Raw genomic sequence first — 16,166 nt, 5'->3', positions numbered from 1 at the left:
GTTAGGCTCTATTTTTTTAGGAGAATACAATGAGCGATTATTTAATTAAAGCAATTGACAAAACAAAAAATCTACGGTTATTAACCATTTCGGCTAAAAATTTAGTGCAAGAAGCACAGACTAGACATAATACTTGGTCAGCCGCTTCTGCTGTTTTAGGACGAACTTTACTTGCAGGTGAATTACTTGCAGGAGCTCAATTAACGGATCAGGAAGAACTAACAATTCGCTTACTTGGCAATGGTCCCGTTGGGCCTACAATTGTTACAGCTAAATCTGACTTAACTGTTAAGGGGTATGTAAAAAATCCGCATATCGCTTTGCCTGCTAAAGAGGGTGGGCATATTGATGTTAAAAAGGCAGTTGGTCAAGGATGGCTTGAAGTGACAAAGGACTTAGGGTTAAAAGAACCCTATACTGGGCAAGTTCCTATTGTATCTGGTGAAATTGCGGAAGATATTGCCTATTATTTAACCAAGTCAGAACAAATTCCTTCTGCAGTAGGGCTTTCAGTTTTTGTTAATCCTAATAATACAATTGGTGAAGCAAGTGGATTTATGCTTCAAGCATTGCCTGGGGCAAGTGATAGTCTGATTACAAAAACTATTGAGCGAATTGATCATTTACCAGCTTTGTCAACCGCTTTTTTGGCTGGAATGACACCAGAGGAATTGGCAGAATCAATTTTAGGGAATGATTGTAAAATATTGACTAGGGAAAATGTTACTTATAAATGTGACTGCTCAAAGGAAAAATATCGTCAGATTCTGGCAACATTAAAAACAAGTCAAATTGAAACGATGATTAAAGAAGACCATGGTGCTGAATTAACGTGCAATTTTTGCGGCAATAAATATCAATTTACTGAAAAAGAATTAAGGGATATTATTCAATAAATAAAAGCACAATATTTTAAAGTATAGTTGCATGTTAATAAAAATAGAGATGCGATATCGTATGGTTTTTATTATAATAAAAGAGTTAATCTAAATAAGAAAGCGAGGATCAGCCCAATGCTAAATGTTTATATTGTACGGCATGGCCAAACTGATACTAATAAAACTTTTGCCATTAATGGTGCCGGTACTAATTTACCTCTGAATGAAACAGGAATTAAACAAGTTACAGCTTTAGGAGATAGTTTTGATATAGAAAAAATTGACTACGTCTATGCTAGCCCTTTAATTCGTGCAAAGCAGACAGCTGAAATTTTAGATTGTGGCAAGCACGATATTATTTACGATGACCGCTTAAAAGAGATTGACTACGGCAATTGGGATGGGAAACCAGCTCAAGAACTACTTGCCAAGTACCCCGAAGCATTTGACGAGTTAGGCTATTTTACAGAAAATTATACTAATTTCTGTTCGGGTGAAAGCTATCAGCATTTAAATGAGCGCTTGATGGAATTTTGGCAAGATCTTGTACACAGACATGTCAATGAAACAGTACTTTTGGTATTTCATGGCACAGCTTCAAGGGCATTAGTTCAAAACATATTGCATACGCCTAACATTGCAATAATTGGTGAAGCTAAAAATGCAAGTGTTACCAGAATTTCTGTTGCTGATCATAGTAAGCAGCCCTTTTTACGTTATTATAATCGGGTGGCACCAAGTGATTTCTTCTCTGATTAATTGGTAAAAAAGCCCTTCTATAGTATTTTTTAATTAATGCTACAATGAAATTTTCTTTAGGGGTTTGTTTTTGTTATGATATTAGAGTATTTGAAAGGATGATTGTGTGGACAATAGCTGGAAAATTGGTGATTTAACCATTCCCAACCGCGTGGTAGTCGCTCCAATGGCAGGAGTTTCTAATTCTGCCTTCAGAATGATTTGTAAAGAATTTGGGGCAGGACTAGTTGTATGTGAAATGATTTCTGATCACGGTATAATTTATCGTAATAAAAAGACGATGTCGATGATGAAAGTTGATCCGCGTGAACATCCGATGAGTATTCAGATTTTTGGCGGTACTGAAGCAACACTCCTGGAAGCAGCGCAGTATATTGACCAACACACTGCTGCTGACATTATTGATATTAATATGGGGTGTCCGGTACCTAAGGTAACTAAAACTGATGCTGGATCAAAATGGTTGCTTGATGCCAATAAAATTTATCAAATGGTGCATAAAGTTGTGCAAATTGTTTCTAAACCAGTTTCAATTAAAATGAGAATTGGTTGGGATCGGAAGCATATTTTTGCGGTTGAAAATGCTTTAGCTGCCCAAGAAGCTGGTGCCAGTATGATTGCGATGCATGGTCGGACCCGCAAGCAGATGTATGCAGGTGAAGCAGACTGGGAGACTTTGCATGATGTAGCTCAGGTACTAGATGTACCCTTTGTAGCTAATGGTGACATTACTACACCTGAGTTAGCTCAAAAAGCCCTGAATGAAATTGGTTGTACTGCGGTCATGGTCGGACGAGCAGCACTTGGTAATCCTTGGATTCTAAAAGATATGGTGCATTACTTAGAAACGGGTGAAAAACTATCCGAACAGACAGTAGGAGAGCGTGTTGAGACAGCTAAGCATCAGCTTAAGGGGTTAGTCGAACTAAAGGGAGAAAAAATTGCAGTTCCAGAATTTAGACAGCAAGCTGCCTATTATCTAAAAGGAGTTCCCCGTTCAGCCCGAACTCGTGCTAAAATAAATGAAGTTTGGACTGCCCAAGAAGTCTATGATTTGCTTGATAATTTTGTGACAGAATATGAAAAATGGCATGCGCAAAAAGCGGTCAAAAATGAAATTAAGCTATAAATATAATGGAGGAAAAGTAATTGGCTAAAAATGAAATGAATGATCAGTTAATTGTTCGTCGCCAAAAAATGGAAGAGCTACGTGATAATGGGATTGAACCATTTGGTATGAGAAAATTTGCTCGAGCAGATTTAGCCCGAACTTTGAATGAAAAGTATGCTAATACTGACAAAGACGAATTAAATGCTGAATTGCCAAAGACTAAAATTGCAGGTCGTATGTTGGCTAAAAGAGGAAAAGGTAAAGTTGGTTTTGCAGATTTGTACGATCGAACTGGTAAAATTCAAATTTATGTACGTAAAGATGCAGTTGGTGAAGAAAATTATCAAATATTTAAAAAGTCAGATATTGGTGATTTCTTAGGCATTGACGGTGAAGTTATGAAGACTGACACCGGTGAATTAACAATCCGTGCCACGCATATTACCTTCTTATCTAAGGCACTAAGACCATTACCAGATAAATATCATGGCTTAAAAGACGTTGAGCAAATTTATCGTCAGCGTTATCTTGATCTTATTTCTAATCGTGCAAGTTATGAACGTTTTGTTAACCGGACTAAGATTATTCAAGCAATTCGCGATTTCTTAAACCAAAAAGAATTTTTAGAAGTTGAAACGCCAGTTTTACATAATATTCCTGGCGGTGCTGAAGCGCGTCCATTTATTTCACATCACAATGCATTAGATATTGATTTATATATGAGAATCGCGCTTGAATTACCACTTAAACGTTTAATTGTTGGTGATATGGAGCGAGTTTATGAAATTGGCCGTGTATTTAGAAATGAAGGTTTAGATACCCATCATAATCCAGAATTTACTGAACTGGAAACGTACGCCGCATATTGGGATTTTCATGATGTGATGGATGAAGCAGAAGGAATTATTCGTGCGGCTGCTAATGTGGTTACAGATGACGGTAAGGTTACTTATCAGGGAACTGAGATTGACTTAGGTAAGCCATTCCGTCGGGTTCACATGGTTGATTTAATTAAAGAAAAAACTGGAGTTGACTTCTGGCAAAAGATGAGCATTGAAGATGCTATTCAAATAGCTAATGAGCATAACATTCAGGTTGAAAGTTTTTGGAAAGTTGGTCACATTATTAATGCCTTCTTTGAAAAATACTGTGAAGAAACAATTGTTGATCCAACTTTTGTTTATGGTCATCCAGTTGAAATATCGCCACTTGCCAAGAAGAATGCCGATGATCCTCGTTTTACTGATCGTTTTGAAATTTACATTATGGGTGAAGAATATGGTAATGCCTTTTCAGAATTAAATGATCCTGATGATCAAAGAGAAAGATTTGAAGCCCAAATGGCTGAGCGAGAAGCCGGTAATGATGAAGCTGATATGATTGATGAGGACTACTTGCGAGCTATGGAATATGGTATGCCACCAACTGGTGGTCTAGGTATCGGGATTGATCGCTTAGTAATGCTTTTAACTGATGCTCCAGCAATTAGGGATGTACTACTCTTCCCAACAATGCGTCCAGAGCATATTGAAAGCGTCGAAGCAGAAGTTAAGGCTGATTTAGCTAAAAAAGGCTGACGAAAATCAAATCTCATATTTATGTTTTTAAACATAGATATGAGATTTTTTTATAAAATATAATTACAATAATTTTATAAGGTGTTTAAATAGCAAAACAGTGCATAACAAATGCAAAAAAAGGCCAAAGAGGATTGATTTGATAGATGATCCGTTTGAGAGTAATTTCTTTAAATATTTTGTAGTTTAACTTTAACGATTATGTCTTAAAGAAATTAATTGCTACAAGCCATGATTCAAGTCCAGTCGTTAATCAACAGCTTTCTTTATTTGGTGATGATGAAGAAGAAAAGATTACGGGAAAAAGTATATAAGATAGAATCAACTCATGTAGATGATTTCGTTTTTCCATCATATTTTTATGCTTAAAATTAATTGAAGCCTATCAGATTAGTACTTAAAAGGATTAATTTGATAGGCTTTTTACTCGTTTTTAAACAAAAAATTATTTTAAATAGGCACACAAAGTGATTTTAGTAGTTGAAATTAAGATTTTGAGAGTGCCAAAAAGGCTTAATGGTGGGCTTTATGTTCACTTTTTGTGAAATAAAAAGTAATTTTTAAAAATAGGCTATCTAAAATGTTCACATTAAGAATAATATGAGTATAATATTAATTATTGATGAAATGAGTGAGGAAAAATGATCAGACTAGATAATGTTTCATTCGATTATGTAACATTTGAAAAAAATCCTGGGTTAATGGGTTCAGTGCACGACTTTTTTAAACGCAAGAATCAAAAAAAGCGGGCAATTGATACATTAAATTTAAACATTCCTGATGGTGAATTAATAGGATTGATTGGACCTAACGGGGCAGGGAAAACTACTTTTGCAAAATTATTAACGGGGATAATAGAACCAACTGAAGGCGATATTAGGGTTGATAATATGAATCCAGCTTTGCACCGGAGATCATTTTATCAAAATATTGGTGTAATGTTTGGCCAAAAGACCCAGCTTTCTTGGAACTTGCCACCTATAGATACTTTTAATATGCTCAGTGCGATTTATCAATTAAATGATGAAGATTATGAAAAAAGATTAAATTATTTAATAAAAGTGTTGAATTTAAAAGATATCATTAAAATCCCTGTTCGAAAATTATCTTTAGGTCAGCGGGTAAAATGTGAGTTGCTATGTACACTTATTCATTCACCTAAATACTTATTTTTAGATGAACCTACTTTAGGCTTGGATATAGGGACTCAAAAAAATATATATGATTTTTTACTTGAAGAAAATAGGGTAAATCAAACTACGATTATATTTACGTCACATAATTTACGTGATATTGAAGCGATTTCTAAGCGATTACTTATTTTAGCTCAAGGACACATTATTTTTGATGGATCTTTAAATTCGTTACCAGTGGATATAAACGATCATCAAAAATTTAAAGTTAAATTCTTGGATCCAAATAACAATATGGTTTCTAAAGAAAAAGTACTATCAATTTCAGAATTACAGAATGAAATTGATAGTGTAGGAGAGCAAAACATAATATCTATTAATCGGCAAGGAATGACAATCGAAGATTTGGTTTTATCAATATATAAAGAATGGGATAAAGCTAATGAAAAAAATTGAAAAATATATGCCTGTTTTATATTTAGGGATGAAGGATAATTTGGTCTTTCGCTCTAATATAATCCTTACAATAATATTACAGGTAGCTAACTTGGCAGTATCTTTATGGATATGGAATTTATTACTACCACATTCTGATTTTATAAACATGGCCAGATATTTGATTCTTACTAATACAACTGCCTTGATATTTACAACTACTCCACTTTATTATTTAGCGGGTTTAATCAGTTCTGGAAGATTATCAATGTATATAACTAAACCTATATCACTTTTTTGGTATATTTTTTTGTATAGCTTTGGCAGGCAATTTTATATACTAATATTCTATTTGGTCTTACTAGTAATACTCTCTAACAATTTTCTTATAATTGTTTTTTTGTTTTTCTATTTTATAGTTGCAAATTTTATGTTTTTTAACTTGATGTTGTTACTTGGAGAATTAAGTTTTTGGATTATTAATATGTGGCCCTTACGTAACGGCATAAACGCAATTTACTTACTTCTGGGCGGATTGTACTTTCCCTTAAATATGCTGGATAAAAGAATTTATAGTTGGCTGCAATATAATCCCTTTTCTTTGGTTACTGATGTACCTGCAAGGTTGATAATTAGTGGGGGCAATAATAATGCGATTATTAAATATTTTTTTGTAGTTTTTTTATGGCTAGTTGGTTTTAATTTCCTTAGAAAATATATTTTTAAAATAGGAATTAAAAAGTATGAAGGTGTAGGTGCATGATAAGAATTGGTAAAACAATCTGGAAAAAAAGTATTGAAGAATTCTTGATTTATAGAACAGCAAGTATTATAACTTTTGTTTTAGCCTTGATATTTTTGATTATTGAATTAGTAACAGGAAATATTTATTATGCTGATAATCGGAGTATTCCCGGTTGGACTGAAAATCAATATTTTATTTTAATAACTTTTGTTAACTCTTCTACATATGTCTATAATATATTTTTTATATTAGGACATGAAGAACTAAATGATGATATCTTAGAAGGTAATTTAGATTATATTCTAATCAGACCTAGTTCTTCGTATTGGCTATCTGCAATTAGAGGTATAGATATTCCAAGTATTTTTAATTTTATAATTACGTATATTTTGCTAATCATTTTTCTAAATAAAGAAGTAATAACACAATTTCAATTTATAGTTGTTAATATTTTAATAATTACAACTGCTTTGATGATTTTTGTCTTGAATCAAATATGTTTAACTTTTTTATTTTGGTTTAACGGATTAGTAGGATTAGGTGGAGTTGTTGAAGATTTATTCAATTTTGCATCACGGCCTACAAAAATATTTCCTAAAATAATACAAAATATTTTTGTATTCGTGATACCTATATTATTAGCAACGAATATCACTAATGAATTTTTGAAATATGGAATACAGTCATATTTTATTTATTATTTGATTTTATTGGTCCTTTTTTATGTAATTTCTAGATTTTTATGGAGATTAGGAATAAAAAAGTATGTTTCGGCTAATTAAATTTTAAAGTAAGTGAGTGACATGGGACGTACAAGATTACAGCATACTAAGCTAGATGTAACCCCATCGTTTATTTTTAATAAAGATGAATTGGCTTTCTTTAATCATGTAGAAGAAAAGCTAACTTATATTCGTAAGTCATGTAAGTCAGGTAATCCTGAATTAGGTGAAAATGTTAGAGTTTAAATAAAGAGCCTGTAGTCAAGCACTTGTGTTCTATGATTGTTCAAAAGCTAGGCAAAACTGGATATGGTATTAATACACCTTATTAGGGATGCTAATTTCAACGCTTTAAGTAAAAATCCTATTAAATAAAGTAAAAAATTTATTACTTAACTTTAGTTGTCATACATTACGGCATATATTTACTACTAGATTGATTGAATTTGGAATAAATATAAAAGTTATTCAAGAAGCTTTAGGACATTTGGACATTCAAACAAATTTAGGTATATATGTTGATGTAACTAAGGATCTGAAACCAGAACAGCTCATACAGTTTGAAGATTAATGAGCAGGCTAAAAACTCTTCCTAATAATGTTTCCAGAGCATCTTGAAGATATTTAACGTTAAGTTGAAGAAAACTTAGCTAAAATAAGCCTATCAAAAAACAGATATGACATTGTCATACCTGTTTTTTTGATAGGTCAAGGTTTATTTATAAGCATCATAATATTTTTTAATTAAATTAGCAATTGGCACTTGTAATTCAGGCCTTTTTTCTAGGAGAAAATACCAACTTTGAAGCATTGCTAACCAAGTACTCAATTGATGCCAGCCGAGTAAATTGTCATTGGCTAATTTTTGGTAGCGTTCAGTATTAAATTCATTAATGAATTCAATAAAAGTAGAAGTAGAAAATTTTTGAGTCTTAAGCCCTTGAAAAAAAGCATAAGCCAAGCGTTTCTCTTCATCATCAACAAAGGTAGTTTGCATATTGTTAAAAATTGTTCGGATTAAATTTAAAAGATCTATTTGGTCTTGAATGATAAATTTGGGATGTTGCAATGTTGCAGCTAAAAAGTCACTACCATGTGCGATACTATGCGCCCAACCTTTATTTTTGACAAAGCTGCGATAATCCTTTTCTAATTCTAAATATGTAATACTCCAGTTGAACATTGTTTGCCGTTCATCGTTGGTTAAAACCGTCTGGTCGCTATCCATTGCCAAAATTAGTGCTCCCAATAGGGCAGTGAATGTGCGCAAAAAAACAGCATCATTCTCAGGTTCAGTAATTTGATGAAACAAGGTCTTTTTATTAATAAAAAAATCGATAATTATTCTAAGTTGCTCTTTGTTAAAGGAATTTTCCTGAAAACCACGTGCTAAAAGACTGTAACTAAGGTTATCGCGAAGATGTGGATCAATACTACCAAGATTATTTAAGAGTATATATACATGTTGATCAGTAAAGGATAGTTGATTTTTTGGTAAGTGCAATAAATTTTCTAGTTCATTTTGCATGGCTTTTCCCCCTTTTTTAATTATTACTTGGTAAAAAGTATACCTAATTTTTACTAATATATAATAATCTTTTGTTTTATAAAGTAATTAGCTAGTTAGATTTTTTAAAAAAGGGTTGCAAAACTATATCTGTCTGCTATAATAATAGATGTCTTGCGGAAGTAGTTCAGTGGTAGAACATCACCTTGCCATGGTGGGGGTCGCGGGTTCGAATCCCGTCTTCCGCTCTATAATAAAGACTCACCACTTTAGGTGAGTTTTTTTATTAAACGGGAAATAGCTCAGTTTGGTAGAGCGCTACGTTCGGGACGTAGAGGTCGCAGGTTCGAATCCTGTTTTCCCGATAATGAAGATTTGTCTTAGTTTCAATTGGCTTCAAATGTTGATTCTAAGGCATTTTTATTTTTTTCTGATTTTTTTGAAATTACCTGAAATTAGGCTAAAAGACTTCATATTTTATAAAGATACAAAATTACCTAAAATAGGCCGCTATCATGTATCTGTTTTTTTTAGTTATTAACAGGTTGATTATTAGTTTGTATTGTTTAAATTTTTATTTAAATAAGGGTTAATTTAACAGTGGAACCAGACTAAGCTTATTTATCTTCTGGAATAATTTTTAAAGTTATATGAGCTCAATTTTGTTTGTTTAACAGAAACTGAAATAAATTAGTGAAGCTGTTTTCTTGCCACTAGAACAAACACGGGAAAAGACTTATAAAGGAATAGTTAGCGATTTGTTTAAGATTACGGTAAGACACATGGTAAACATAATGAAAGAGATAGGAAAGTTAGCATCACAGTACAGTCTTTGCTATAATAATTGCGATGTTTAACGTGAACTAATATATTCTTGAAACAAAAAAATTTACAATTCAGCAAAAGAGTATATAGTGAATACACGTCATTTATAAAGGTGGTGCTATGATGAAAAAAACTTATACTAACAGTGCAAATCAAGTTTTAGAAATTGCACGTGAACAAGCACAAAATTTTCACCATCGCTTAATTGGTACTGAACATGTGCTATTGGCGATGGTAATTGAGTCTGATGGTGAAGCTGGCAAGGACTTAAGATCTTGGGGAATAACTTCAACAGCAGTTCGTGAAGAAATCGAACGCTATACTGGTTATGGTTCAGCTGGTAAAGCTACTTATATGGAAATGTCGCCTAGATTAACTATGGTTTTAGCCTATGCCGCTACGTTAGCAGGACGTGAAGGGGCTACTAAAATTAAAACTAGCCATATTCTTTTAGCACTTGTCTTTAATGAACAAGTTTTAGCGTCAGTAATTTTACGCAATCTAAATGTAGATATTGATGGCTTAAAAAATGATATTTTACATAGTTTAGGGGAAGACGACCAACTGCTTGATTTGAATGAAAATGATGACAAGGGCTGGTCAAATTATGGTAATGTAGAGGCTAATGATAAAACTAACAGTACTACTCCAACCTTAGATCAAGTATCAGTAAATCTAAATGAGCGCGCAAAAAATGGTCAAATTGATCCAGTTATTGGGCGTGATCGGGAAGTTGCTCGCGTAATCGAAATCTTGTCCCGGCGTAATAAAAATAATCCAGTCTTGATTGGTGAACCAGGAGTGGGGAAAACGGCTGTGGCAGAAGCAATCGCAACTGCAATTGTAAGTAAGCAAGTACCGCATGACTTATTGGATAAACAAGTGATTTCTTTAGATTTGGGTGGCTTAGTTGCTGGAACGAAGTATCGGGGTGAATTTGAAGACCGCCTCAAAAGAATTATTAAGGAAATTACTAATGATGGTACAATCATTCTTTTTGTGGATGAAATGCATACCTTAATTGGTGCAGGTGGTGCTGAAGGTTCAATTGATGCTGCTAATATTTTAAAGCCATCGTTGGCCCGCGGTGATTTACAAATGATTGGTGCTACAACTTTTGACGAATATCAAAAATACGTTGAAAAAGATCAAGCATTAGCTCGGCGCTTTCAGATTGTACGTTTAACTGAACCATCACGCCAAGAAACTTTCGCTATTTTATCCGGGTTAAAACCTAAATATGAAAAATTTCATCATGTTAAAATTGATAAGGCAGCGTTAGAAAATGCAATTGACTTGTCTAGTCGATACATTTCTAATCGTTATCTGCCTGATAAAGCAATTGATCTAATTGATGAAGCTAGTGCATCTGTTAAAATCAAAGCTGGTACAGGTACAAATAATCAATTAGTTCAAATTAGTGATCAACTTAAAAAAGTAATTGAACAAAAGAATCAGGCTGCAGTTAATCAAAACTTTGTGAAGGCAGCGCAATTACAAGAACGACAAAATAGTCTGCAAGTAAGGCAAGATCAAATTTATAGTCGTATGAAAAAATCAGAGAAAAATGGGGCAATTGTTCATCCCGAAGATATTGCCAAGGTGGTATCTAATTGGACAGGTGTTCCAGTAACACAAATGAGTCGAAATGAAACCAAACAATTAGCTAATCTTGAAAATAATTTACACCAACGAATTATTGGTCAAGATAAGGCTGTTTCGGCAATTAGTAAGGCAGTTCGTCGTAGCCGTAGTGGTATTAAAGATGAGAATCGTCCAATTGGTTCATTTCTTTTCTTAGGGCCAACTGGTGTAGGCAAAACCGAACTTGCTAAAGCTATTGCTGCTACCGTTTTTGGCTCAGAAAACAATTTAATCCGAATCGATATGTCAGAATATATGGATCAAATTGCTAGTAGCAAATTGATTGGTTCAGCTCCTGGGTATGTCGGTTATGATGAAGGTGGGCAGTTGTCTGAACAAGTTCGGCGTCATCCTTATTCTGTAGTTTTATTAGATGAAGTTGAAAAGGCGCACCCTGATGTATTTAATTTGCTATTGCAAGTCCTTGATGATGGCTTTTTAACCGATTCAAAGGGACGTAAAGTTGATTTTAAAAATACCATTATTATTATGACCTCCAATCTGGGTTCACGCTCAATCTTTGAAACCAAGGCTGTTGGTTTTAGTGCTGATAATTCTAACCAGGTAAAATTACGTCAAGATCGGGTAAAAGAAGCACTAAAACAATTTTTTAGACCAGAATTTTTGAATCGAATTGATGAAAGTATTATCTTTGACGAACTTGATCAAAAACAATTAAGGCAAGTGGTAACTTTACTTACGCGTAAATTAATTGAACGTTTGAATAAACAGGGGATTCAACTTAAAATATCGCCTGCGGCTCTTGATAAAATTGCTCAAGATGGTTATGATCCAGAAATGGGTGCTAGACCATTGCGGCGAGCAATTCAAAAAGATATTGAAGATCAAGTTGCTTCAATGCTAATTGAGGGAGACTTGCAAAGTGGTGATACTTTGAAAATAGGATGTAATAGGAAAAAATTGAAGTTTGATTTAATTAGGACAACAAAAGATAATTTGGCCAATGTTAAGTAATAACATTGACATCTAATTATTTGTTCGCTATACTTAATCGTGATTAAAAAGCTGATTTTCAGAATTTTGCTGATATATTGTCCAGCAAAATAATAAGGACAAAAATGACAGTAGTCGTTTTTGTCTTTTTTATGCTTAAAATTCTAGCTTTTTGAAATTGTAATCAAAATGTAATACTAGCTTTCTCTGACAGAAAGGATGTTTTCTCCTTGTTAAATGGACACGTAGTGAATTTTGGTAAACATCGAACAAGACGTAGTTTTTCACGCATTAAAGAAGTGCTAAAATTACCTAACTTGACTGATGTCCAAACTGAATCATATAAATGGTTTTTGGATGAAGGTATTAAAGAAGTTTTTGACGACATTATGCCAATTAGTGACTTTTCAGGCAAGCTTTCTTTGGAATATTTGGGTTATAAACTCCAGAATCCAAAGTATACTGTTGATGAAGCACGAGATCATGATGCGACTTACGCTGCACCAATGCATGTTACCTTAAAGTTAACTAATCAAAAAACTGGTGAAATTAAGACTCAAGATGTATTTTTTGGCGATCTGCCATTAATGACAGAATCTGGCTCTTTTATTATTAATGGAGCTGAGCGGGTTATTGTTGCCCAATTAGTTAGATCACCTAGTGTTTATTATTCTGGTGATTATGATAAAAATGGGCGTCAGATTTTTGGCACGACAGTTATTCCTAATCGTGGTGCCTGGCTTGAGTATGAAACTGATGCCAAGAATGTATCATATGTTCGTGTTGATCGGACACGTAAATTGCCATTGACGGTAATTATTAGGGCTTTAGGTATTGGTTCAGATGATGAAATCATTGATCTTTTTGGTCAAAGTGATACTTTACAGTTTACTTTAGAAAAAGATGTACACAAGAATCCAGCTGATTCGCGGGTTGCAGAAGCCTTGAAAGATGTTTATGAACGCTTACGTCCTGGTGAACCTAAAACAACTGATTCTTCACGCTCCTTGCTATATGCGCGCTTTTTTGATCCACGCCGATACGATTTAGCAGCCGTTGGTCGCTATAAGGTTAATAAAAAATTATCTTTGAAGAGTCGGTTATATGGGCAAACTTTAGCTGAAACTTTAGCTGATCCTGATACGGGCGAAATTGTTGCTAAAAAAGGTACCATAGTTACCCACGAAGTAATGGATACTTTAGAAAATTATCTTGATCGTGATGATTTCAAGATGGTTACTTATCAACCTTCAAAAGAAGGTGTTTTACCAGATCCGATTACTGTTCAAGAAGTAAAAGTATACTCAAAAGTTAATCCTGAACGAATAGTTAAAATCATTTCTAATGGTCATATTGACAAAGATGTTAAATATTTAACTCCTGCAGATGTATTGGCATCAATTAATTATTTCTTTTTGTTACAAGATGAAATCGGTAATATTGATGATATTGATCACTTGGGCAACCGGCGAATTCGCCGGGTTGGTGAGTTATTACAAAATCAATTTAGAATAGGTTTAGCCCGAATGGAACGTGTTGTGCGTGAAAGAATGTCAATTCAAGATCCGTCAACCGTAACACCACAACAGTTAATCAATATACGGCCAATTGTAGCTAGTTTGAAAGAATTTTTTGGTTCATCGCAATTATCACAATTTATGGATCAGCACAATCCATTGGGTGAATTAACTCATAAGCGGCGCATGTCTGCTTTAGGACCTGGTGGACTGACTCGTGATCGTGCTGGATATGAAGTTCGTGATGTGCACTATACGCAATATGGTCGTTTATGTCCAATTGAAACCCCAGAAGGTCCTAATATTGGATTGATTAACTCCTTAGCAAGTTATGCTGTTATTAACAAATATGGGTTCATTGAAACACCTTACCGGCGTGTTTCTTGGAAGACCCATAAAGTTACGGATAAAATTGATTATTTAACTGCTGATGTTGAAGATAATTACATTATAGCTGGTGCTAATACTCACTTAAATCCAGACGGTTCGTTTAAAGACAATCTGATTTTGGCTCGTCATAAGGAAGATAATGTTGAAGTTAGTCCAGATAAAATTGATTATATGGATGTTATTCCAAAGCAAGTCGTTTCTGTGGCATCAGCATGTATTCCATTTTTAGAAAATGATGACTCTAACCGGGCTTTGATGGGTGCTAACCAGCAGCGCCAAGCTGCACCACTGATTAATCCGCATAGTTCTTTAGTTGGAACTGGTATGGAATATCGTGCTGCGCATGATTCTGGTGCTGCTATTGTAGCCAAAGCAGCTGGAACAGTTGAATATGTTGATGCTAACACAATTAAAATAAGACGTAATGATAATACTTTAGATAAATATACGCTTGAAAAATATCGTCGTTCGAATAATTCTAAGTCCTATAATCAAACACCGAATGTTAATTTAGGTGACAAGGTTGAAGAAGGGGAAGTAATTGTAAATGGTCCAACTATGGATCATGGTGAGCTAGCTTTAGGTCAAAACCCAGTGATTGCTTTCATGACTTGGAATATGTATAACTATGAAGACGCAATTATGCTTTCAGAACGTTTAGTTAAAGAAGATGTCTATACTTCAATTAGTATAGAAGATTATGAATCTGAAGCTCGGGATACTAAACTAGGACCTGAGGAAATTACGCGAGAATTGCCTAATGTTGGTGAAGATGCCCTTAAAGATCTTGATAAACAAGGTATTGTTCGGATTGGCGCTGAAGTTCATGATGGTGATATCTTGGTAGGTAAGGTAACGCCTAAGGGTGTGACTGAATTATCCGCTGAAGAAAGATTACTTCATGCAATCTTTGGAGAAAAGGCACGTGAAGTTCGCGATACTTCTTTGCGTGTGCCACATGGTGGCGGCGGAATTGTGCGTGATGTTAAAGTTTATACACGAGAAAATGGTGATGAGCTTTCGCCAGGCGTAAATACTTTAGTTCGCGTTTATATTGCGCAGAAGAGAAAAATCCAAGTTGGGGACAAAATGTCTGGTCGTCATGGTAATAAAGGTACGGTTGCCGCTGTTGTTCCAGAGGAAGATATGCCATACTTGCCAGACGGTACACCAGTAGATATATGTTTGAATCCAATGGGTGTTCCTTCACGTATGAATATCGGTCAGCTATTAGAGCTACACTTAGGTTGGGCAGCTAATAAGTTAGGTATACATGTTGCTACGCCTGTATTTGATGGTGCAAGTGAAGACGATGTTTGGGATACTGTGCATGAAGCTGGTATTGATAAAGATGGTAAGACTGTTCTTTATGATGGGCGCACAGGTGAGCCATTCCACAACCGTGTATCTGTGGGTATTATGCACTACTTGAAATTAACGCACATGGTTGATGATAAAATTCACGCTCGTTCAATTGGACCATACTCTTTAGTTACTCAACAGCCACTTGGTGGTAAAGCACAGTTTGGTGGACAGCGTTTTGGTGAAATGGAAGTTTGGGCACTTGAAGCCTATGGTGCGGCATACACACTTCAAGAAATTTTGACTTATAAGTCAGATGACGTTGTGGGGCGTGTTAAAGCCTATGAAGCGATAGTTAAGGGTGAAAGAATTCCTAAGCCAGGTGTTCCTGAATCTTTCCGTGTTCTTGTCAAAGAGCTGCAATCATTAGGATTGGACATCCGTGTGCTTGATATGGATCATAATGAAATTGAATTGCGCGACATGGATGATGATTCAAGTGAGCATTTAAATATTGATACTTTATCCAAGATGGCAGAAGAACAGCAAAAGAAAAAACTAGCTGAGGAAGCGGTGAAGTCTGGAGCAGAAACAACTGAAATACCAACTAAGAGTGAAACTCTGGTTGATGAGTCCGATGATGATCACAAGATTTCTAAATAGTAGG

12 protein-coding genes and 2 tRNA genes are annotated in these 16,166 nt (G+C 34.5%); 13 read left to right on the top strand and 1 reads right to left on the bottom strand.

Annotated elements, in window-relative coordinates:
- The first annotated feature begins 29 nt into the window (after positions 1 to 29).
- The 9 genes from hslO (at position 30) to F5ESL0225_RS08455 (ending at position 7,931) form a co-directional block, all read left to right on the top strand.
- The gene (gene hslO, locus F5ESL0225_RS06475) at positions 30 to 896 is read left to right on the top strand and encodes an Hsp33 family molecular chaperone HslO (protein WP_122048099.1); all 867 of its coding nucleotides are present in this window, start codon (positions 30 to 32) and stop codon (positions 894 to 896) included.
- 117 nt (positions 897 to 1,013) lie between these two features.
- On the top strand, positions 1,014 to 1,637 hold the full coding sequence (locus F5ESL0225_RS06470) for a histidine phosphatase family protein (protein WP_122048098.1): 624 nt from the start codon (positions 1,014 to 1,016) through the stop codon (positions 1,635 to 1,637).
- Between the two features lie 106 nt (positions 1,638 to 1,743).
- A complete protein-coding gene (gene dusB / locus F5ESL0225_RS06465; protein WP_122048097.1) occupies positions 1,744 to 2,766 on the top strand; it encodes a tRNA dihydrouridine synthase DusB in 1,023 nt (340 codons plus the stop codon).
- A gap of 20 nt (positions 2,767 to 2,786) precedes the next feature.
- Positions 2,787 to 4,325, top strand: a complete 1,539-nt coding sequence (gene lysS / locus F5ESL0225_RS06460) for a lysine--tRNA ligase (RefSeq protein ID WP_122022149.1) — start codon at positions 2,787 to 2,789, stop codon at positions 4,323 to 4,325.
- A gap of 641 nt (positions 4,326 to 4,966) precedes the next feature.
- Positions 4,967 to 5,914, top strand: a complete 948-nt coding sequence (locus F5ESL0225_RS06450) for an ATP-binding cassette domain-containing protein (protein ID WP_122022148.1) — start codon at positions 4,967 to 4,969, stop codon at positions 5,912 to 5,914.
- Positions 5,901 to 6,656, top strand: coding sequence for an ABC-2 family transporter protein (locus tag F5ESL0225_RS06445; RefSeq protein WP_122048096.1), 756 nt, complete (start codon positions 5,901 to 5,903; stop codon positions 6,654 to 6,656). Before F5ESL0225_RS06450 ends, F5ESL0225_RS06445 begins: the two co-directional genes overlap by 14 nt.
- Positions 6,653 to 7,420: an ABC-2 family transporter protein gene (locus F5ESL0225_RS06440; protein ID WP_233554106.1), complete on the top strand. Its 768-nt coding sequence runs from the start codon at positions 6,653 to 6,655 to the stop codon at positions 7,418 to 7,420. Before F5ESL0225_RS06445 ends, F5ESL0225_RS06440 begins: the two co-directional genes overlap by 4 nt.
- 21 nt (positions 7,421 to 7,441) lie before the next feature.
- A complete protein-coding gene (locus F5ESL0225_RS08365; protein ID WP_158592404.1) occupies positions 7,442 to 7,606 on the top strand; it encodes a hypothetical protein in 165 nt (54 codons plus the stop codon).
- A 190-nt stretch (positions 7,607 to 7,796) separates the two neighbouring features.
- A complete protein-coding gene (locus tag F5ESL0225_RS08455; protein WP_233551660.1) occupies positions 7,797 to 7,931 on the top strand; it encodes a site-specific integrase in 135 nt (44 codons plus the stop codon).
- Between the two features lie 144 nt (positions 7,932 to 8,075).
- On the opposite strand, the gene F5ESL0225_RS06430 is transcribed toward F5ESL0225_RS08455, so the two are convergent.
- Entirely contained in the window at positions 8,076 to 8,888 is an 813-nt protein-coding gene (locus F5ESL0225_RS06430) for a DUF2785 domain-containing protein (protein WP_122048095.1), read from the bottom strand.
- A gap of 155 nt (positions 8,889 to 9,043) precedes the next feature.
- Here F5ESL0225_RS06430 and F5ESL0225_RS06425 point away from each other — a divergent pair.
- The 4 genes from F5ESL0225_RS06425 to F5ESL0225_RS06410 all read left to right on the top strand — a co-directional run bounded on the left by F5ESL0225_RS06425 (position 9,044) and on the right by F5ESL0225_RS06410 (position 16,162).
- A tRNA-Gly gene (locus tag F5ESL0225_RS06425) sits at positions 9,044 to 9,115 on the top strand.
- A gap of 43 nt (positions 9,116 to 9,158) precedes the next feature.
- Positions 9,159 to 9,232 (top strand) — tRNA-Pro (locus tag F5ESL0225_RS06420).
- 583 nt (positions 9,233 to 9,815) lie between these two features.
- A complete protein-coding gene (locus F5ESL0225_RS06415) occupies positions 9,816 to 12,311 on the top strand; it encodes an ATP-dependent Clp protease ATP-binding subunit (RefSeq protein ID WP_122022143.1) in 2,496 nt (831 codons plus the stop codon).
- Positions 12,312 to 12,520: 209 nt separating this feature from the next.
- Positions 12,521 to 16,162: a DNA-directed RNA polymerase subunit beta gene (locus F5ESL0225_RS06410; protein WP_122048094.1), complete on the top strand. Its 3,642-nt coding sequence runs from the start codon at positions 12,521 to 12,523 to the stop codon at positions 16,160 to 16,162.
- Positions 16,163 to 16,166: the final 4 nt, after the last annotated feature.

The organism is Lactobacillus sp. ESL0225, assembly GCF_003692905.1.
Classification (GTDB): Bacteria; Bacillota; Bacilli; order Lactobacillales; family Lactobacillaceae; genus Lactobacillus; species Lactobacillus bombicola.
The sequence above is the reverse complement of the archived record's forward strand: the minus strand, read 5'-3'. Positions and strand labels throughout refer to the sequence as shown.

What these genes read in the sequence shown, in the direction of transcription:
- hslO (WP_122048099.1), top strand. Translation starts at nt 30, where the DNA reads ATGAGCGATTATTTAATTAAAGCAATTGACAAAACAAAAAATCTACGG.
- F5ESL0225_RS06470 (WP_122048098.1), top strand. Translation starts at nt 1,014, where the DNA reads ATGCTAAATGTTTATATTGTACGGCATGGCCAAACTGATACTAATAAA.
- F5ESL0225_RS06450 (WP_122022148.1), top strand. Translation starts at nt 4,967, where the DNA reads ATGATCAGACTAGATAATGTTTCATTCGATTATGTAACATTTGAAAAA.
- F5ESL0225_RS06445 (WP_122048096.1), top strand. Translation starts at nt 5,901, where the DNA reads ATGAAAAAAATTGAAAAATATATGCCTGTTTTATATTTAGGGATGAAG.
- F5ESL0225_RS06440 (WP_233554106.1), top strand. Translation starts at nt 6,653, where the DNA reads ATGATAAGAATTGGTAAAACAATCTGGAAAAAAAGTATTGAAGAATTC.
- F5ESL0225_RS08365 (WP_158592404.1), top strand. Translation starts at nt 7,442, where the DNA reads ATGGGACGTACAAGATTACAGCATACTAAGCTAGATGTAACCCCATCG.
- F5ESL0225_RS06430 (WP_122048095.1), bottom strand. Translation starts at nt 8,888, where the DNA reads ATGCAAAATGAACTAGAAAATTTATTGCACTTACCAAAAAATCAACTA.
- F5ESL0225_RS06415 (WP_122022143.1), top strand. Translation starts at nt 9,816, where the DNA reads ATGAAAAAAACTTATACTAACAGTGCAAATCAAGTTTTAGAAATTGCA.